The 19,190-nt window shown below is 59.4% G+C and carries 16 protein-coding genes and 2 pseudogenes; 5 read left to right on the forward strand and 13 right to left on the reverse strand.

Translation table 11 applies throughout. The features are described from left to right. Positions 1-3 precede the first annotated feature (3 nt). The 3 genes from XH81_RS03165 to XH81_RS03175 are packed head-to-tail and all read right to left on the reverse strand — an operon-like array spanning position 4 to position 2,937. Entirely contained in the window at positions 4-1,158 is a 1,155-nt protein-coding gene (locus tag XH81_RS03165) for a S1 family peptidase (protein WP_271595720.1), read from the reverse strand. A 20-nt stretch (positions 1,159-1,178) separates the two neighbouring features. Further along, positions 1,179-1,853 carry a M12 family metallopeptidase gene (locus XH81_RS03170; RefSeq protein WP_271595721.1) on the reverse strand — a complete coding sequence of 225 codons (675 nt, stop codon included), beginning with the start codon at positions 1,851-1,853 and terminating at the stop codon, positions 1,179-1,181. A gap of 4 nt (positions 1,854-1,857) precedes the next feature. Continuing rightward, the gene (locus XH81_RS03175; protein WP_271595722.1) at positions 1,858-2,937 is read right to left on the reverse strand and encodes a hypothetical protein; all 1,080 of its coding nucleotides are present in this window, start codon (positions 2,935-2,937) and stop codon (positions 1,858-1,860) included. A 207-nt stretch (positions 2,938-3,144) separates the two neighbouring features. On the opposite strand from XH81_RS03175, the gene XH81_RS03180 reads away from it, so the two are divergent. The 3 genes from XH81_RS03180 (at position 3,145) to XH81_RS03190 (ending at position 6,019) form a co-directional block, all read left to right on the forward strand. Beyond that, on the forward strand, positions 3,145-4,545 hold the full coding sequence (locus XH81_RS03180; protein ID WP_271595723.1) for a hypothetical protein: 1,401 nt from the start codon (positions 3,145-3,147) through the stop codon (positions 4,543-4,545). A gap of 75 nt (positions 4,546-4,620) precedes the next feature. Then, the gene (locus XH81_RS03185; RefSeq protein WP_271595724.1) at positions 4,621-5,586 is read left to right on the forward strand and encodes a helix-turn-helix domain-containing protein; all 966 of its coding nucleotides are present in this window, start codon (positions 4,621-4,623) and stop codon (positions 5,584-5,586) included. After that, complete coding sequence (locus XH81_RS03190; protein WP_271595725.1) at positions 5,576-6,019, forward strand: hypothetical protein; 444 nt, start codon at positions 5,576-5,578, stop codon at positions 6,017-6,019. The genes XH81_RS03185 and XH81_RS03190 overlap by 11 nt, the downstream gene beginning before the upstream one ends. Positions 6,020-6,088: 69 nt before the next feature. Here the strand turns inward: XH81_RS03190 and XH81_RS03195 are convergent, their stop codons facing one another. From XH81_RS03195 to XH81_RS03215, 5 genes and pseudogenes are all read right to left on the reverse strand, one after another. After that, positions 6,089-6,262 carry a hypothetical protein gene (locus XH81_RS03195; protein ID WP_271595726.1) on the reverse strand — a complete coding sequence of 58 codons (174 nt, stop codon included), beginning with the start codon at positions 6,260-6,262 and terminating at the stop codon, positions 6,089-6,091. After that, a pseudogene (locus XH81_RS03200) lies at positions 6,262-6,483 on the reverse strand (TrbC/VirB2 family protein); the annotation flags it as partial. The pseudogene XH81_RS03200 and the gene XH81_RS03195, both read right to left, overlap by 1 nt. 47 nt (positions 6,484-6,530) lie before the next feature. Continuing rightward, positions 6,531-8,678 (reverse strand): prolyl oligopeptidase family serine peptidase, encoded by a 2,148-nt coding sequence (locus XH81_RS03205; protein WP_333913081.1) that lies wholly within the window; start codon positions 8,676-8,678, stop codon positions 6,531-6,533. Between the two features lie 333 nt (positions 8,679-9,011). After that, positions 9,012-9,374, reverse strand: a complete 363-nt coding sequence (locus tag XH81_RS03210) for a hypothetical protein (RefSeq protein WP_271595728.1) — start codon at positions 9,372-9,374, stop codon at positions 9,012-9,014. 303 nt (positions 9,375-9,677) lie between these two features. Beyond that, positions 9,678-9,992, reverse strand: coding sequence for a hypothetical protein (locus XH81_RS03215; protein ID WP_271595729.1), 315 nt, complete (start codon positions 9,990-9,992; stop codon positions 9,678-9,680). A 1,177-nt stretch (positions 9,993-11,169) separates the two neighbouring features. On the opposite strand from XH81_RS03215, the gene XH81_RS03220 reads away from it, so the two are divergent. Together XH81_RS03220 and XH81_RS03225 are read left to right on the forward strand one after the other, a co-directional pair. Next, the gene (locus XH81_RS03220) at positions 11,170-12,312 is read left to right on the forward strand and encodes an alanine racemase (protein WP_271595730.1); all 1,143 of its coding nucleotides are present in this window, start codon (positions 11,170-11,172) and stop codon (positions 12,310-12,312) included. A gap of 81 nt (positions 12,313-12,393) precedes the next feature. Further along, positions 12,394-12,588: pseudogene (locus XH81_RS03225) on the forward strand (transposase); the annotation flags it as partial. Positions 12,589-12,945: 357 nt separating this feature from the next. Here the strand turns inward: XH81_RS03225 and XH81_RS03230 are convergent. Genes XH81_RS03230 through XH81_RS03250 form a run of 5 tightly spaced genes read right to left on the reverse strand, consistent with a single transcriptional unit; the run spans position 12,946 to position 19,171 of the window. After that, the gene (locus XH81_RS03230) at positions 12,946-14,445 is read right to left on the reverse strand and encodes a CoA-acylating methylmalonate-semialdehyde dehydrogenase (protein ID WP_271595731.1); all 1,500 of its coding nucleotides are present in this window, start codon (positions 14,443-14,445) and stop codon (positions 12,946-12,948) included. Between the two features lie 41 nt (positions 14,446-14,486). Next, positions 14,487-16,001: an ABC transporter ATP-binding protein gene (locus tag XH81_RS03235; protein WP_271595732.1), complete on the reverse strand. Its 1,515-nt coding sequence runs from the start codon at positions 15,999-16,001 to the stop codon at positions 14,487-14,489. Positions 16,002-16,041: 40 nt separating this feature from the next. Then, complete coding sequence (locus tag XH81_RS03240; protein WP_271595733.1) at positions 16,042-16,968, reverse strand: ABC transporter permease; 927 nt, start codon at positions 16,966-16,968, stop codon at positions 16,042-16,044. Positions 16,969-16,972: 4 nt separating this feature from the next. Then, a complete protein-coding gene (locus tag XH81_RS03245; RefSeq protein WP_271595734.1) occupies positions 16,973-18,049 on the reverse strand; it encodes an ABC transporter permease in 1,077 nt (358 codons plus the stop codon). A gap of 9 nt (positions 18,050-18,058) precedes the next feature. Next, on the reverse strand, positions 18,059-19,171 hold the full coding sequence (locus XH81_RS03250; protein WP_271595735.1) for a BMP family ABC transporter substrate-binding protein: 1,113 nt from the start codon (positions 19,169-19,171) through the stop codon (positions 18,059-18,061). Between the last annotated feature and the right edge of the window lie 19 nt (positions 19,172-19,190).

The raw sequence follows: 19,190 nt of genomic DNA on the forward strand, positions 1-19,190 counted from the left end.
CACCTACTTCGCAAGGATCTGAGAAACGTTGACCGTAGCGCCCAGCCATCCGCGGTACCTGTCGACGGCAGGTCCGCTGGTGAGCTTGTAGGTGAAGCGAGCCTGCGCCCCAGCGCCGTTTATCGCGCAAGCGATATTGCTGGCACCGTTCGCGGTCTCAACGTGCCACGAGCACCCTGTGATGCGGTAACCGGGCTCAGCAGGGAAAGTCTCGGTATAGTCGGCCGAATGCTTCGCAAATACGACCGGGTGATCGTCCTTGGTTTTGTCCACCGTATACGAGCGCTCGATCTGCTTCGGCTCGACGAGCTGCGACACTGGTACGTTCACGATGAGACGCCGGTCTTCGGGCACAATCGTGTGGATCGCTCCGGCAAGTATCTCGGGAATTTTCATGCCGGCATTGGCTTGCGTCTGCACATGCGTGGAATTCAGCTTGCTCCAGTTCTCAAACGAGATCGTTGTCTCGACCCACTTCGTCCAGCAAACAGACGGCTGGGGAATGGCCGTGATCATGCTGTAGAGTGGACTTGCAGTAATGACAGTGGCGGGAATGATGAAGTTGACGCCAGAAACCAGCGCCTCGTTCCACTTGACGATGCCGCCGACCGCGATCCCGAGCAGCGCGCCGAACTCGTTGAACGCGGGCCCGCCGCTGTTGCCGACATTTATGACCGTGTCGGTCTGCCAGCGACCATTCGGGCTAGTTTGGTTGCTTATCAGACCGCTCGAAATGCTGAGATCCAGATCGAGGGGATAGCCGAGCAGATAGAGCTGAGTCCCCATCGGGGCTTGCTGGTTGTCGTCGATCACCGGCATTGGACAACGAGAGGCGCCTCCGCTATTTCCGGCGGGCTGCGACAGTTCGAGAAGAGCCAGGTCTCTGGCATCGTCGCGGTGAACCGCAGTGACCTTGATCGGGTTCGCATTGCGCGACCCGAGGCGGGCATTGACTTCAAAGCTCTTGTAGTTCTCCTCGCGTCCGATCACATGGCTATTGGTCAGCACGAGACTATCGCCGATGAGCAGCCCGGAGCCGCCGCCGACCTCCTGCTTATCGTTGTACATGACGCCAACGTACTGGACGTGAACCGTCCTGACGTTGTACCGCGCAGCAATCTGCACCGCCGCGCGATCCGCCTGCGCGGGAGCGCTCATGAATACGAAGAGACTGAGTGTCAGGACGGATAGAATGTTCTGACAGCGGCAATATCGAGCGGGCTGAGTTGTCCGTTTCCGTTCCATGCTGGATTACAATAGTTCATTATGGAGTTGGGGTCGTATTTAGTGACTTTATAATCGCCGACCGAGCCAGAAGCTTTCTCGTTGCGGCATTGCTCCGGCGCATCGTCGCGGTTCTGTTCATGTGTGAAACCAAGCGCATGTCCGAATTCGTGGACTGCAACTGCACGAATGCAGAACTCGCGTCTATCTCGACAGCCTTTGCTCCAATGATTGAAACTGAAATTGAGAGTCATGCCCGATGGCTTTCGGTCGAGGTACTTGCCAACGACATCGGTGTGGGCGCCCTCGTCAGCGATCCGCACGTGCACACCGGGCGCGCCATCGGTACACGGTGGCCAAGTCTTCGAAAACCACACGCCACCTTGCGCCGCGGCCTCCCAAGTCTCGGCAACGGCTTTTCGAACTAAGTCGGCATATCTGTGATCTTTTGGTTGCAGGTTCTCCCAGCAGACCGGGATTTCCTTGATTTCCCATTTCGAGCCACGGATGACCGTGCCGTACAGTTCAATTTCGGACACACCTGAAGGAAGCGCAGGCTGTGCATTCGCACCCCAGCAGAACAAGCACACGAGCAGCAGAACGAGTCTGGGCAACCAGATGGGAAACATTTTCCTACTGCGTCGGAGTTGGGGTCGGGGGGAACACAGGCACCGGCGCCAATATAAAGCCTTTGGTGCGAGGTCCGGCGCCCGATGGGCGACCGGCCGCGGCACCTCCGGGGAATTCCTGCGACTTCTCTCCTCCCGGCAAGGGAGTCGTGTAGATGGGATTCTCCTTCGATCCGAGCGGTGGCGTCTTCTCCGCATAACCGGCCGAGCCGGATCTGGCTCCATTAGCCAGGACCGCATTCGGACCATTGATGTAGATTCCGAGATTGCTGAACTGCTGAGCGGAGGCAGATGCTTGGACCGCAGCGGGCGTCCAACGCGACGAAGTGAGAGAGTACTTTGCTTCCAGTCCGCCGGTGACCTGGATCGAAAACGTGTACGTCATCTGCGCCGGCTCCGCTCTCTCCGTGGGCATGGCAGGAGTCAGATCGTTGGCGGCGATGAGAATGGCATTGTCCCGCAACCAGGCCGCTAGTGGCTTGGAAGCATCTACAATAATGCGCTTATAGGCGGTTCTCTCCGGATACTTGTTCTCGGCCAAGCCCTCCAGCTCGACCAGGTCGGCAGGCGCTCCGCGGTAGCAGCCGCGTTCGTACGATGCAGGACTCGCCGCCTGCGGGGTGGTATCGGACGCAAGCTGGGCATTCTGCTTCAGAAGGAACGACCAGATCAGGTCATAGGTGTCCTGGGCTGAAGCGGTGGGACCCACATGGGTCACCTCGTTGCTGGTCGCGCTCAGTATCCGCCTGTAGTCAAATGCCGTACCGGATCCGAAGCCGCCCGTATCAGTCACCTTCAACTCCAGGAAGAAGGTACCATATAGGAAAGGGTCGATGTCGAAATGGGCGTACCTGTCGAACGCCTCTTCAGGCCGCGTCTTGTAGATCTTCAGGTATGCCTTCCGTCTCTCTCGTTCGATTTGGTAGAAGGTCACGACCTCACATCGGATCGACTTGAGGAAGTAAGGCAGCTCACCGGCCGTGATCACGCCTGTCTGCGGATCATGAATATGATATAGACTGGTGCACCCGCCCATGGCGAAGCAAATCGCAACATAAGCCGCGGCTCGGCTGAATTTCCACATATGAACGCCCCCGTCCGCGTCGACGCGCGGATCGCCCGCTCAGATAGAAAAACAGTCCGCACGGGTTCGTCAATAGCATCGTGACAACAATGCAGCTTTTCGTTGCGCCCGTCGCATTTCGCGCAGGTTTTCCGCGCGGCCTCCCCACGTCTTGGTAAGCGTGTTTCGTGATGGTCGTACGGCACGGGCCAAGAAGTGTGAGCAACAATGTCGAGCCGATTGCAAAATCGTGGGCGCACGCTATCGATGGAACATATTGCTGGTGTGATTTGGACAAAGATTTTGCCTGGGCCCGTGAACAGCCGAGCCGAAACGTCAGCCTTTGATGCCTGGAAGAAGGAAGCGTGGGAGCTTGCCGGGCGGCAGGAGCTGATCACGAATGCCAGTCGGGATGATCTCAGGAAAGCTCTGTTCGAGCTCGACACGCTGTTTCGGAAAGCCCCGGGAAGCGTGCACAAGGCCTACCGAAATCTTACAGAAAGGCGGATCGAGCAGGCACGAGAGAGCTTCACCCATTCAATAGGAGATGGCCATCTCTCGTGGTCCTTGTCCAATGAGACGCCTGAACTAACAGCGTTAAGGATGGGCGGCCTCATACGGGAAATCGATCGGATCCTTGCTGAGCGGCGGTCTCAGTGGCCGATCGCACCGAGTGAGTGGCACCTCGAGCAGCTTGGATGCTGGCTCATTCCGCGGCAGGGCGTGAGCGCATTGCGTCCGGCTCGAAGGGGGCAGGCCTACTCGAAGCGTGGCCTGCTCTTTCACAGGATTCTGCCCGCGCTGATTCAGGGCTATCCTGTCCATGTCGTAGATACTCGCACCTTGCGTAGTACCGCACCGGACGCGAGCAAATGGACGATGGGTGCCTGCCTGTTCAAGGAGCTAGAGATCAAGCCAGAATTTGTTTCCATAGGAGGCGATAAGCGTTTCATTGTCGCGGCCGTCGAGGCGCCGTCAGCCGGTGAGGCCATTTCGGAGCAGATTACTCAGGCTCTCAAGGAGAACTGCATCGCTGTTGTGTGGCCGGAGCTCACCGTCTCGCCGGAATTGCGCGAGAACATCGTTAAACTCATTCGAGACCGCGACGTTGCGGACGAGCTCGAAGCTCCCGAAATTCTCATTCCAGGAACCTGGCACGAGACGACCGACCATGGCATCGTGAACCGGGCTCGGATCTACGACGGTTATGGAGAGGAGCGCCTGATCTACGACAAGATCGCCCCGTACGCCGACGATGGCTGGGGCACGGAAAACATCACTGCGGGTGACCGGGTATGTGTCCTTGCCACCGAGGGCGCTTTGATTGGGATCGCCATTTGCCTGGACTTCTGTGACATGTGCGAGACGCCCTTCGGCGAGCTCGACGTCGACGTGATGCTGGTCCCCTCGATGGGGAACGACCGCACAATGCAGGGCCACCAAACCACCGCGGCTCAAGTTGAGGTGAGGTTCGGCACCCGCAGCTTCGTGGTGCAGCATCCAACCCAAACCGTCTTCAAGGATCACAGAATAGGTACTATTTTACCTTTATTGAAAGAACCTAACTCGGTTTCAGCCAAGGAACTCGGTCAAAAAACCGTTTGGGCTGCCTACAAATGGGGCTCTTGACACCTAGATTCCGGGACTAAAATCAGAGTAAAGCGTTGTAAAACGTTCTTAACGGTTGTGATGTAGGGCTAGCCCATGTCGGACGCAGCATTGGAAAAGATTGAGTCGGGCGAAGCGACGGCGAACGAGGCAAGGTGCGTCATTTCGGAATTCCTCAAAGAGGGGTCCGAAACAAGCTTGGAGCGCCTCTATGCGACACTGGGCGCGTGGGTTTGGAACGCCCTTGAAAGCCGCCGGCGTGACCCTGAGCTGCGGGAATGGTTCGATATCTTACGTCGGACGAGCGCAACGCTTAAGCCAAGGAATGCAGCCTATGCGGAACGCTTCAGAGCATTCTACGATCTTCTGCAGATGTCGATAAATACCTCCAAGCTCGCACGGCCGAGCGAGGTCATGCATCGTCAGCACGTCATTGAGATACTTCGGTTGCTGCGTGACACACAGTCGGGGCAGATGGAGAAGGCGGCGATCGCCAAGAGGTTATCTCTTAGAGATGCCAATCTCAGCCGCATTCTCCGCCTCATGACGAATGCTCGTTTCGTGGAGCGAACAACACAGGGCAAGTTCGCTCATTTCGCCCTGACGCGTGACGGCTTGCTTGAGTTAGAAAGGCGCGAAAAGCGCGAAGCCGAGGAGCGTGGCCGGTCAACCCATCTCGTGCGAGACAAGTTTCCAGCAGCCGCCCACCCGATCCATGTACCGGCGGATGCAGACGCGGTTCTTCGTACCTTTATTGATCTGGCAATGCATGGCTCGTTGCCCGCCAACATAGCTGGCTCGCTCAACGCGAGCGCTGTCGGCGTCCGGCGAGCAATGGAGGACTATCTGCTCCATTTTCACGGCCCGGCACCTGCCGCACCCGGATATATGAAGGCCAGGACAAAAAGCTCCTACCAAGCCTTTTCCGTCAGTGTCGTGCAGCCAAAAAAGGCTGAAGCTCACGGCTCCTACACTATAGAGCCGATGAACAGTCCCAAATCCGCCTCATTCCCCGTCGGGATGTTGCATCTGCAGGGAGAGGAGAGCGAACATGTCGAATGAAGATCTCAGTGCTTCGAAGCCGGATGAGGCGCAAAGTGATCCCGACGCCGTCATGTTGTATGGAAGCGCCCTGGTCGACCGGCTCACATATATCTCAACGACATTCAGCTCGCTAGTCATGAGTATGGGCAGAGCTGCGCGGGACAATCGCGATGTCCTAGTCCCGCTCGTCGAGGTGAAGTTTGAGGGACCTACCGGCCAGGACGACACCGTATCCAAGACCTTTTTTTCGGAGCTGGTGCCTCTCGAAAATATAGCTTTCGTTCTCGAGGACATGTCGAACGATCTCACGACTGTTTGCCATCACCTGAGCGCGGTGGGTGCAGGCCCGGTGAAACCTGATTTCAAGCGACTGGGCGAAACGAGAAGGCTTTTGAACGAAGCCAAGGGCAACCTCGAAAAGTGCCTGGCCGATTTGGAAAGGATTGGTTGAGGCTCTCTTAAGCAAGGGCACCAAGCGCTGGAGCGCAGTTGAGAATCGCTTGCCGAGGCGCCAGGTCGATCAGCCATGTTCGCTAAAGACAAACATGAAAGATGAATAGCGTACTGCGGAAGTGTTGTTCGCTTCCGGCGATCGCCACGGTGCGGGGCGCCCGCCCATCAGGATCGGATCGGTGAGCGCGCGATGGACCGGCGCGAAGAAGCCCGGCACTTCTGGATCGACTATTCCGGCCATTACACTAAGGCTCCGCCGGAGAAGCTGAAGAAGGTCAGGAAGGGCTCGATGCAGCAAACGCGATCGAGAGGCCGAAACGATCTGGATCAGCCGGCGGAAGCCGCCGGACGCGTCGCCGAAGGCGAGCGTCAGGCCGGTCACGGTGATGATGATGACCGACATGATCTTGGCGACGGCCCTTGCACCGACTCCAGGACCGGATTGAGCGGCGTCTCCCACGGCCAGCGTTCGTGAAAGTAACGTACTGACGACCTGATCGTGCTCCAGTTCAACCACCATCGACAAGCCGCCGATGTGCATAGATGTACATGAGCGCATCCTGGCGAGCATTTTCGATAGGAGTGGCGGGCCAATGTCCGCCCTTGAAATCCTCATAGTAGAAATACGTCTGACTAAGCGCACGCAGCCTCGCGGCTGCCTTGCGGCCGTGCGCTGGATGCACGACGTTGTCGTTGGTCGCGCTGAGAATGAACGGAGCCGGGTAGGTTCTGCCTGGCACTAACTTCTGATAAGGCGAGTAACGCTTGATCCATTCACGTTGGTCGGGAATGGCGGGATCGCCATATTCACCCCTCCAGAGCGCGCCCAATGTCAGCTTGGTGAACCGAAGCATGTCGAACAACGGTACCCGCGCGATCGCTGCATTGAAGAGATCGGGGCGCCGGGTCAGCGCGGTTCCCACCAGCAGGCCTCCTTGGCTGGCGCCGACCACTCCCAGCCGCCGCGGACTTGTGACCTTCCGCCTGATCAGGTCCTCCGCAACTGCGATGAAATCCTCCCATGTGCGCTGCTTCGATGCTCCCTGGGCAGCCTCGTGCCAGTGCGGCCCCAGCCCGCCGCCGCCGCGCAGGTTCGCGACGACATATGCGTTGCCCTTTTCGAGCCAGAGTCGTCCCATGACCCCATCATAAGACGGCAGGAGGGGATGCCCAAAGCCCCCATAGCCATAGAGAAGAGTAGGAATTGAACCGTCAAGACCGGCGTGACGGGGCCTCACCAAAAAGTAAGGAATACGCGTTCCGTCGCGCGAGGTCGCCTCGAGTTGCTCAACAACATGTCCAGACGCGTTGAAGCTTTCACGCGCGACCTTCAAGGACTCAAGGTGTTCGGTCTCGGCGTCAAAGTACCAGAGTGACGTGGGCTTGAGGTAGTTGGAGACGGTGAACACTACTCGATCGGAAGTATCGGAAGCGGTTAACAGGCCGACATTCGCATTTTCTGGAAGTGGGATCGACGTGACCCGCCAAGTGCCGCGGTCATACTTGTAGGTGAATGCCTTGCCCTGAAGATTGTCAAGGACTGTGAGTATCAACAAGCTCTTGCTGATGAGGAAGCCGCTGAGTTCCTGTCGAGGCCCGGGCTGAAAGACAAGCGAGGGCCTGGCATGCAGCGGATCCCGCTTCCATTCCGCCAAATCATACGAGATTATCGAGCCGGCCCTGAAGCCGGCGCCACCGAACGGCGTCCAATCTTCATCAAGGTCTTTATCAAGTTTAATGAGCAGGCGGCCACCTGTGATGCCGCCGATCTCCGCGCACTTGGGCAGAGGGAGCTTGATTGGTCCTTTGGGTCCCAGGAGTATATACTCCCGCTCGTAACGGCTATTGACTCGTATGGCGCCGGTCGCATGGACCGCGCCCTCACTGTCTCGCACCACGAATGGCTCAACCCTATAATCAGTCCGTTTGCCGCGAAAGACCTCGCGTGCTTGCGCGAGCGGCTGAGAGCGCTTGACCTCCTTCAAGACGAAGGGATGACCGGCACGTGTCATGGTCCCTTTGCCCCAATCTCGCGCAACCAGAATAGTGTCGCGGTCTACCCATTCGACATCCTGCTTTCCCTCAGGAAGATTGAAGCCGGTTTTGACGAAGGCCTTCGTATCTTGGTCAAATTCGCGTACAATTGCAGCTTCCTTTTCGCCATCGAAAAGTTTGACTAAGCACAGCCGTTCTTCGGGCGGCAGGCATCTGGTGTTTGTGTGGTTAAAAACCCAATTCTTCTTCTCCTTCGCAGCCAACGCGTCCACGTCTAGAATAGTTTCCCATTGCGGCTCCTCGGTGCGATAGCTATCAAGCGTGGTACGACGCCAGATGCCGCGCACGTGCTTCTTGTCTTGGGTGAAATTGTCTAGGCCGCGCCATCCCAAGGAAATCTTCGGGATGTCGTCTCGGGCCTTTCTGATGGTGAGCGCGTCCCGGTGGAAGCGCCGATAGCGCCAATCCGATTGTAGCGTCACTAGTGTCTTACGCGTCTCTTTGCGAGCCCACCTCAATGCGCGCGGCGCCTTCCTCCTCTCGAGCCAAAGAAAAGGATCACCTGCCGGCACGCTGGCCACTAAGGTATGGGGAAACGCCGAGGAGAACAAGCAAGTCATGGAGAGTGATGCGGCGAGGAGGAGCGACTTATTTAGGGGCATGTCTTGGGCTGGGTCGGCCGGCCAAGCTCTTGCGAACTGGACCGAAGCTGCGAAGCGCCGGATTGGTCTCAAAGACTCACATTGGAGATCGGGTCTGCGACTTGCCTGAACTTTGCAAGAGGCGGGCCAATCAAAGCAGATGGACTCTCCAGTCGCTCGAGAGCGAGAAGCATCTGAACTTGGTTTCAAGCACGACAATCCGACCAACTTTGTCGGTATCGTTTCAACAACGGCAGTCCCGGCGCGAGCTCCGCGCCCCCTTCCAAAGATATACTCTTCTACCTCTCATATCGGCTTTCGGACGCGAAAGCTTCTGTGCCAGCTTCAAAAGGATCAAACGAAATGAACGAAACCCCGCCCGGATAAGGCAAGGGCGGTGTTGCCGTAGCGGGCGAGTGCTTTAAAGATTGCCAGCCAATGTCCGCGCTTGATGCTGTGGATGGCTCCTCCACCGGCACGAGACCGCAGCGACGCCCGAAGACAGGTGCGCTGGCCAGCGAGGCGACGCACGAAGTGTGGCGCTACCTCGGCCCGCAGTTCGCTCATGCTGTCGAGCGGCACGAGTGCGGCGGGGCGGCGCGCGGCTTGCTCGTCGCGCAAACGGACATACAGCTCGCCCGTGCCGTCGGAGACAACCAGCTCGCGACCGTCAGCATCCGTCTGCCCAACGGTCGGCAGTCCGAAACTTGCGATCAATCGGATGAACGGTCTCAAACTCCGGCAGCGCGGACAGGAGGATCAGTGTTCCCGTTGACGCGTCGGGCAGCCAAACGGCTGGTTCGGGTCCAACTGGAGAGGCGGGGTCATGGGTGACGCCGCAACCTCCATCGAGAGCGCCGCCACTTCCGCCACATCAGGATGCTCGGCATTCTTGGTCGCGAGGTAACCGAGCTGGCTGGCGCCAGCGAGTCCCGCCCGCCCCTGCCTCGCCGGCGGCCGCCCCGGCTAAGTGTAGGCGCACCACGTCCCACTGGCTTCGGCCGACTCCTTATGGACATTTCAATATTCCAGTGAGGTGTCCGCTTCCGGTAAGGGCTTGAGGAAGGGACCGGTGCTGTTGCCGCGAATCCAGAAGATATGCGATCCATGCCCCGAGACGAAGCTGTGCTTCAAAACAGCCACCGATAGCGGTTGTCCTGCCGGAAATTCGGTGTTCATCGGCATAGGCAAATAGAGGTCGCCAACCTCCACGCTCGCGATGCCGTCATTTCGCACCATGATCTCCCACGTCAATCCGGCCTCGTCGACTGCGACGCGGGTCTTGAGAAGGACGCCAGCATCGCGGGCTGCTAGTTCAAGGGCCACGCTATGCATCGGCCTCGTTGCATCAGCGCCGGTTCGAAGCGTATGCCACTCGGATCCGGCACGCCGAACCCTAGCGTGAGCCGTCCCCAGCACGGCTCCAGGCAGAACATAATCCGTGTGTCATACGCATCGTTACGATAACGCAACGAGGTAATGCCGTCTTGTGTGCACCCAACGACGAAGGGAGAGTCGGCCGCCTTCGCGAGGCACGTCGCCCATTTTACGCGGGCGTCACTCGCCCGCGAAAAGAAATCAGTCTAATTTTCAGGAGCATCATCACTCGCCCGGGGTGAAGGAGCTGTTTGACAGGGCAAAACAGGGAATGGTGGACCACATCTTATTTCCCGAAATGATCTAGGACATTTCGATCAACTATGTGGAGCACCTTGTGCTCCGCATGAACCACCAGCGGGTTCGCGCGACCCACTCTCAAAACCTGGATCACTACGGCGCAGCCGTGAACCTGTACGTGGGCCCATTAGAATCTTTGTCGTGTCCATGAAGCCCCGCGGACACGCCAGCGATCGCGCTCGGCGTCGCTGATCGGGTTTTGGATGATCGGTGTTTTGTTGGCGCGCAGCGCACGAGATGCCTGCGCTTGAAAGGATAGCGTTGTAGCTCAGAGAATGCCGGCAGCACATCTACCGCCCGAGCTCTGAATCGGTGTTGTCTTTCGACCCCAGATGATGTCCGCGCGCCGCGCGCGCCATATCGAGTCCGCACCAAGGGCAAGAGCCGCCTTCGCGCACACTCCGCACCATTGCCTCTCGACCTTTCGGCGTCAGAGGCACATTATTGTGGGTATCCATTCGGCTCTCCCCACCCGCAGCCGGCCCCACTCGGCGGATCAATTTAGTCCTACCTTGGTCTAGTTGGCCTCAAACTGAGCCCGCTGCCCCGGTTTATAGCCTGGTCCTTGTCTTAGGCCAGAGCGAATTTTCAACCAAAGATTAAGGCCGCGATGCACGATAGGGATGAGTCGACTCCTCGATCTTTGTCTGGTTTTTCACAGCCGTGTACAAAAGCTGTAAGATTCAAGACATCGCGCGCCGTTGCGCATGGCAAACTGTTTCAAAGTGTAACCAGGCGGTTTAATGCGCGAGGAGCGCTGGCATAGTCATTGCTCTCGCAGCAGGCAACAACGGCGCTGGCTACTCCGCGCCTGGCGCGAGAGGAATGGTCCAAGATGAGCTTGGTAAGGTCATTGGAAAGGGCAGAAGTTGACGCCTTCTATACGCTCAATGAGGGGCGGCTTGCATCCGTCACGCGCGAATTCACCGAGCATTTCTCAGGACGCGTGCTGTATGCGGTCAAGGCGAATCCGTTGCCCCAAATTCTTCAAGCGGTCTCTCGCGCCGGAGTGGCCGGATTCGACGTGGCGTCGCTTGCCGAGGCCCACCTTGTCCATTCCACTATTTCCGGGGCCCGTTCATGGTTCATGAATCCAGTGAAATCTCGTCGCGATATCGAACGGACGTTCCGCGATCTCGGGGTTCGCGACTATGTCATCGATTGCGAAGCCGAGCTGCGGAAGCTCCACGAAGTCTTGCCGTCGCATGATCCGGAAATACGAATCTACGTCCGGTTCAAGTGTAGCAGGACGTGCGCCATCTTAGACTTAAACGGCAAGTTTGGTGCCTCGCCCGCCGAAGCCAGCCGTCTGCTGGATCTCGTCAACGCGCAATCGCGCTGGACCACGGGATTGTCCTTTCACCCAGGTTCCCAAACGATCGTTGTCGATCCCTATCTGGATGGCATACGGGCGGCCGTCCACCTGATAGAAGCTGCTTCTCCGGCCCCCATAGCGCTCGATATCGGTGGCGGCTTTCCCGGCCATTATCTGAACGTCCCCTATCACTCTCCCTTGCGCATGCTCTCCGAGATCACGAAACTGGTGCGCGGAACGGATGCACTTAAGCGTGTTGAACTGTTGTGTGAGCCCGGACGAGCACTGGTTCATGATAGCATCTCTTTGTTTAGCCGCGTGATCTTAAGAAAAGGCGAGGCGCTTTACTGCGGCGCGGGCATCTACAGCGGGCTCTCACCTTCCCGACAATGTTTTCTGCTCCCAACCCGCGCTTGGCGTGGGGGACAGCCGATCCAGACTGAGGAGTGGCAGGACTTCATCATCTTTGGCCCAACTTGCGACAGCATGGACAGGCTTGGATTCTCGTATTCACTGCCACGCGATTTGAGCGAAGGCGATTGGATTGAATTCCAGAATGTGGGCGCCTATACGGATATGGCGCGATTCAACGGGTTTTCGGTTGATAAGATCGTGGCTGTAGGGAACGATGAACTTACCATGTTGCCCGCCGCCATTCAGTAGTTGTTCATAAACGTGCTCGGGTCTGTACCTGATCAGCATCACGTGATTCTTTGACCTGTGTGGTTGATCCGGGGCGAGAAAATGCGTGAGGGTCTGTTTTGGCTGAACAACAAGCAATGGGCGCGCATCGAACCTCATCTGCCGACGATGCTGTCGGGGCCGGAGCGGGACGACGATCGGCGCATCATCAGCGGCATCGTTCACATGCGGCAATCGGGTGCGCGACGGTGCGATTGTCCGCGTGAATATCGCCCTTACGCGAGCGTCTACAATCGCTTGGGGCTGAACCAGGAGGATAGCGCATCGGGGCGAAGCCCATCGAAAACGGTCGAAGGGCAAGTTAAGTTGCTGCGAAGCCAGCGGTCAGACCTTCAAAGCGGTGCCGGGTGCGCCAATTCCGTAGTTTGTACAATGCGACATCGCGCCCGTACCGAAACTTCAGCTTCGCCATGTTCGAGCGAGTAAGCAATTTGGAGAAACTCGCACTCATGTCGGCACTGCGCTTGCACAACTGTCTGCGCAGACTTAGATCATTTCTCTTAGACTGCGGCCGACAAAATGGACCGAAAAAGAATGAGGGCCGAGGGCCCTCGCAGTTTGGGAGAAACAGAAACATGCAGCTTCGAGACGCCGTCATGACATGGTTGGCATGACAAATTCAGCACCTGCTCGCATTCCAGTCGGCCAGCGGCTGGTCACGGTCTTCATTCGCGTGTTGAAGCGGACGCCTTCAGGGCCGTGCATGTGGTGGTCGCCGAAAATCGATGCTTTCCATCCACCGAAGGAGTGAAAGGCCATCGGCACCGGAATCGGAACGTTGATGCCGACCATTCCGACCTTGATCTGATGGGCGAATTCACGCGCGGCATCGCCATCACGCGTGAAGATGGCGGTACCATTGCCAAATTCGTGTTCATTGATCATGCGAGCGGCTGTCGCGTAGTCCGGCGCTCGAACGACTGACAGCACCGGTCCGAAGATCTCTTCCGTATAGATCTTCATGTTCGGCTTGACGTGGTCGAACAGGCTTCCGCCCACGAAGAAACCATTCTCGTAGCCCTGCATCCTGAACTTGCGTCCGTCGACCAGCAACTTTGCGCCCTCGGCGACACCGGCATCGATATAGCTCCGGACCTTCTCCAGGTGCTGCCTCGTGACGAGAGGCCCCATCTCCGCTTCGCGGTCGGTACCCGGCCCGACCTTCAGGCCTCGGACCTTGGGTTCGAGTGCGGAGATCAGCCTGTCTGCGGTCCCCTCGCCGACCGGCACGGCAACCGAGATTGCCATGCAGCGTTCGCCGGCGGAGCCGTAGGCCGCTCCCATCAACGCATCGACCGCCTGATCCATGTCGGCATCGGGCATCACGATCATGTGGTTCTTGGCGCCACCGAGTGCCTGGCAGCGCTTCCCGGTATTTGCGGCCGTCGAATAGATGTACTGCGCGATGGGTGTGGAGCCCACGAAGCTGATCGCCGAAATATCGGGGTGATGCAGCAGCGCATCGACGGCTTCCTTGTCGCCTTGCACGACGTTGAACACACCGTCCGGCAGACCGGCTTCCTTCAACCACTCAGCCATGACGAGCGACGCCGACGGGTCGCGCTCAGATGGCTTCAGAATGAACGCATTTCCGCAGGCGAGAGCGACCGGGAACATCCACATCGGAACCATGACCGGGAAATTGAAGGGCGTTATCCCGGCGACAACACCGAGCGGTTGGCGGGTAGAATAGCTGTCGACGCGGGTTCCGACATTCTCCGTGAGCTCGCCCTTGAGGAGCTGTGGAGCGGCCGTGGCAAACTCGACAACCTCCATTCCGCGCTGAACTTCCCCGAGAGCGTCGGAGTGAACCTTGCCATGCTCGGAGACGATCACGTCGGCGAGCTGACTTGCGCGATCCTCGAGAATCCGCAGAAATCGATTGAGGACGCGCGCACGACGTAGAGGGGTCGTGCCGGCCCAAGCCTGGGCCGCCCTGTTCGCGGCGGATACCGCGTCCGCCACCACAGCCGCGTTGGCGGCGACAACACGGCCCGTCTGCTCGCCCGTTGCCGGATTGAAGACCGGCGAGCTGCGTTCGCTGCCACCCGTGACTTGCTTGCCATCGATGAAATGATTGATCTGCGTGACCACGAACGTCTCCTTCTAGATTTTGATCAGACGCGCACCTAAAGTCAGGCCGCTTTCATTCCCGCCATGTATTTGCCGATCACGCGCTTGTCGGCGCCCTCGGCTGACACTTCATGGACGATGCGACCCGCGCTCATGACGAGGACCCTGTCGACCAAACCAAGCAACTCGTCGAGATCCTCCGAGATGAGCAGCACGGCGGTTCCGCGATTTCGTGCCTCGACGATCCGGCGGTACGTTTCTTCGCACGCAACGAAATCAAGCCCGAACGTTGGATTGGACGCGACCAGCAAGCGAACGTCCTGCGTGAGCTCCCGCGCCAGTACGGCCCGTTGCACGTTGCCACCGGACAGCGCGCTCATGCTTGCGTTCAGGCCAGGGGCCTTGACACGAAATTGTGCGACCAGCCTCTCGGCCTGCTGGGCGAGCGCGCCGTAGTTCATTGCGATACCACGGCAGAGCGGCACCCGATCGAAATTACGCAGGGCAAGGTTCTCGGCCAGCGACATGCGATCGATGCAGGCGTTCTTCAGGGGCTCTTGCGGCAGTCCATAGACGCCGAGGCGAGCAATTTCCTGTCGCGTACCGTTGAACGGCGAGCCGGACACGGTCATCGTACCGCTGCGATCCCGCTGCCCCATCAGGGCCTCGACCAACTCCAACTGTCCATTTCCGGATACCCCGGCAATCCCGACGATCTCGCCTGCTCGCACCTCGAGCGAGAGACCCTTCACGGCCGGAAGACCATTGTCCCCGTTCGCGCAGAGGTCCCTGATGGAGAGGACAACCTTGGGCTTTGGAGGTAATTTCAGCGCGTGCTGCACCATCTTGCTGACGGGCTCTCCGATCATAGCTTCTGCCAGAGCGTCATCAGTCAAATCGGCGACGGCCCCCGTTCGCACTGACGCGCCGCGCCGCAGCACTGTCACGTCGTCGGCGAACCGGCGGACCTCGTGAAACTTGTGGCTGATCAGGATTGCGCTGAGTTCGCCCGTCCGTGTCAGACTGCGAACGTGGCCAAGCACTTCATCGGCCTCGGCAGGCGTCAGCACCGACGTCGGCTCGTCGAGGACGAGTAGCTTTCGCCCCAGATAGAGCTGCTTGACGATCTCAGCCTTCTGCTTCTCGCCCGCAGAGAGCTGGGAGACGCGCACGTCGAGCGGCACGTGAAACGGAAGTTTCCTCGTGACTTCGCCCAGCCGCCTCAGCTCGCTTTGCCAGTTGATATAGGCCGGCAATCTCGTACCGCTGACGACCAGATTCTGCGCCACGGTCATCGACGGCACGAGAGTGAAATGCTGATACACCATGCCGATGCCGAGCGCATCGGCATCCTTCGGCGAGTTTAGCCGGTGCTCGCGCCCATCCACCTGGATGTGACCCTCGTCCGGATGATAAAAGCCCACGAGGCATTTGACCAACGTGCTCTTCCCAGCGCCATTCTCCCCGAGCAGCGCATGGACGGTGCCGGAGCGGATCAGTAGCGACACGTTGTTCAAAGCGAGATTCGCTCCGAAACGCTTCGTCATGTTCTTGAGCTCGACTTGCGGAGCTGTCATCGGACGTTCCTCCGAGGATGAATTCTCATCACGGCGCTTCTCACCGGTGCAGCTTGAGCTCGCCCGGCGCATCGGCGAACGGAGCGGCGCGCGAGGTCGACGCCACCATGATCGCCAGCGTCAGGATGTAGGGCGCCGCGTTGAACAGGTAATAATAGCCGGTCACGCCGATGCCCTGGAGCGCAGGACCGAGAGCGCCCGCCCCGCCGAACAGCAGCGATGCGCCCAACGCGTTGACCGAACGCCAGCGCGCAAAGATGACGAGCGCGACCGCCATGATGCCTTGGCCACTCGACAGGCCTTCGCTCCAGCTCCCCGGATACGAAAGCGATGGGAAGCTGCCGCCGATGCCCGCGAGAAAGCCGCCCGCCATGGTCGCTATGATGCGCACCCGCAATACGGGAAACCCAAGCGCGCGTGCCGCATCCTCGCTGTCTCCCACCGTGCGCAGCATCAGCCCCCAGCCGGTCCTGTTCAGGAAGACGTAGACCGCAAAAGCCAATGCAATTCCGACGAAGAACAGTGCGTTGACGTCCAGCGCAGCTCGCACCTGCGGTACGCTCGACCAGAATCCGAGTGCGATCGAGGGAAGCGGCGGCGCTTTGGGCTCGATCAAGGGTTTGCCCAGGAAGAACGCGAGGCCCGTTCCCAGCACGATCAGGCTGATGCCGATCGCGGTGTCATTGACGCGTTTCACACTGCACAAAAGGCCATGCAGCAGCCCGAATGCCATTCCGGCAAGTCCGGCCGAAAGCACGCCGAGCCAGGGCGAGCCGGAGAGGTAGGAGATCGCGTATCCCGCCATTGCACCGAGCATCAGAGTGCCTTCGAGGCCCAGATTGATACGGCCCGATTTCTCGGTGATCAGTTCACCGATGCTCACGAAAATGAAGGGTGTCGACACACGGATCGCACCACCCAGGATCGCGAGCGGCAGCGCAAGCCAGCCGATTGATGTACCGTCCATGCCTCTACCTCCGCGTCGTTTCTCGGAGTTGTTGCGCAATTGCGTCCGCGACGAGGACGCAGACGAAAATCAGGCCCTGAAACACCAGCATTGTCGCATCGGGAAGTCCGAGGCGCCGTTGCAGCAGACTGGCGCTCGCCTGCATGCCCCCGATCAGCAGCGCGACGGTGACAATCGCAAGCGGCTGGTGTCGCGCCAGGAACGCGACGAGGATTCCGCTATAGCCATAGCCGACGATGAGTGAGGAGTTGGCCGTCCCTTGCACGGCCGCCACTTCAATCGCGCCGGCAACTCCCGCCATACCGCCTGCCACGACCGAGGCACCGATGATCCAGCGATTGACGGCAAGGCCCATCATCTTCGCCACCCGGGCACTTCCGCCGACCACCCGCAGCGCAAAGCCCCACCGGGTGTAGCGGAGCACGACATGCGCGGCGATCGCCAGCGATAGGCTGATGGCAAGCCCCGCGTGAACGCCGACACCGGGCATCACCGGCAGCATGTGGGACGTATCGATCGGGTGGGTCGATGGCTTGTCGAGGCTTGCCGGATCGCGGAGCAGACCTTCCGTCAGATGATGAAAGATTGCGATCCCGATATAGGACAGCAGCAGACTCGAGATCGTTTCGTTGAGGCCGCGGTACTGGCGGAGCACGCCCGCCAGACCGAACCAGAGTCCTCCGATCAAGGCGCCGGCCAGCAACATGAGGAGTTGCATGGGAAGCGCGTGCGCCCCCGCGAACGGCAACGTCACAACGGCACCTGCGAGCCCGCCCAGCACCAAGGCCCCCTCGCCGCCGATAATCACCAGCCCCGCTTGCGCGGGGATCGCGACGGCGAGCCCCACGAGGACAAGAGGAGCGGCGCGCGACAAGGTATCCTGCCAGGCGAAGCTGCTGCCGAAGCCGCCCTGGACGATCAGACCGAACACGGTAATGGGGTTCTGTCCGTACAAGGCGACGAATGCCGCGAAGATGGCCGACGCAAGCAGCACCGCCAGCACAGGCAAGGCCAAACCGAGGTGGGCTGCGGTTACTGGCTGACTCGATGGCACGGGTTCGATTCCGGAGATCGAAGACAAGGGCACCTCCTAGACTTGGCCAATGATGCCTTCGACGAGATAATTGATGCCGTCCAGCACACGGTCGCTGCTGCTCTGCGTGGTTCCTGCAGGGATGACGACGTTGCCCTTGTTGTCCTTGAGCGGGCCGCTGTAGATCACGCGCGTGCCGCCGATGAGGTCTGCCCGCGCCGTCTCGGCCGCCGCGCGCGCCTCGGGCGTAACGAGTTTCCCGAACGGACTGTTCTTGACGAAATGATCGCCAAGCCCGGCACGGAGATAATGCTCCGGCTTCTTGCCGCCACGCACGCTGCCGGCATAGACGAGGTAAGGCGTGATCCAGTTCCACTCGGCCCCCGTGAGATAGCCGTTGGGAGCCACATCGGCCTGGCTCGAGTGGTAGCCGCACGACATGACGCCGCGCTTCTCCGCCGTCTCGATCACGACCTTGGGGCTATCGACCTGGGCGGCGATGACGTCGGCCCCCTGGTCGACCAACGTGTTCGTCGCTTCCGCCTCGCGCACAGGAAGCACCCAGTCGCCAGTGAAGATGACCTGCACCTGAATCGCCGGATCGACCGAGCGCGCGCCAATCGCGAACGCGTTGATGCTGCGCAGAAGATTGGGTGTCGGCTTCGCAGCAACGAGGCCGAGCTTCTTGCTCTTCGTCATGTGACCAGCGACGATTCCGGAAATGTACTGCGCCTCGAAGATGTAGGCGTAGAACGTGCCGATGTTCTCGGGCATGCCCGCTGTCCACACGCCGCCGGTGTGAGCGAAGGTGACGTCCGGGTACTTGGCCGCCATCTCCAGAACGTGCGGCTTGAAATAACCAAAGGACGTCGCCAGGATGAGTTGAGCGCCGTCCTGACGGATCATGCCTTCCATGCTGCGCTGGGCCGCGATCGTTTCCGGAACGCGCTCCTCCTCGATCACCTTGATGCCGGGCAGCTTCTTCAGCGCCGCGGCCGCCTGCGCGTGGGACTGGTTAAAGCCGTAATCCTGCTTGGAGCCGGAGTAGAGAACTCCAACGGTGAGCGGCGTCTCCGCATGGGCAACGGTACTCTTGAGGACGAATGGTGCGGAGCTGGCAGCGGCCAGCATCTGGAGCACCGAGCGACGGTCGACAGGCCTCAAAGTCATGTTCCTCTCCGTTGAAGAT

This window comes from Bradyrhizobium sp. CCBAU 25360 (assembly GCF_028128695.1).
Taxonomy (GTDB): domain Bacteria; phylum Pseudomonadota; class Alphaproteobacteria; order Rhizobiales; family Xanthobacteraceae; genus Bradyrhizobium; species Bradyrhizobium ottawaense.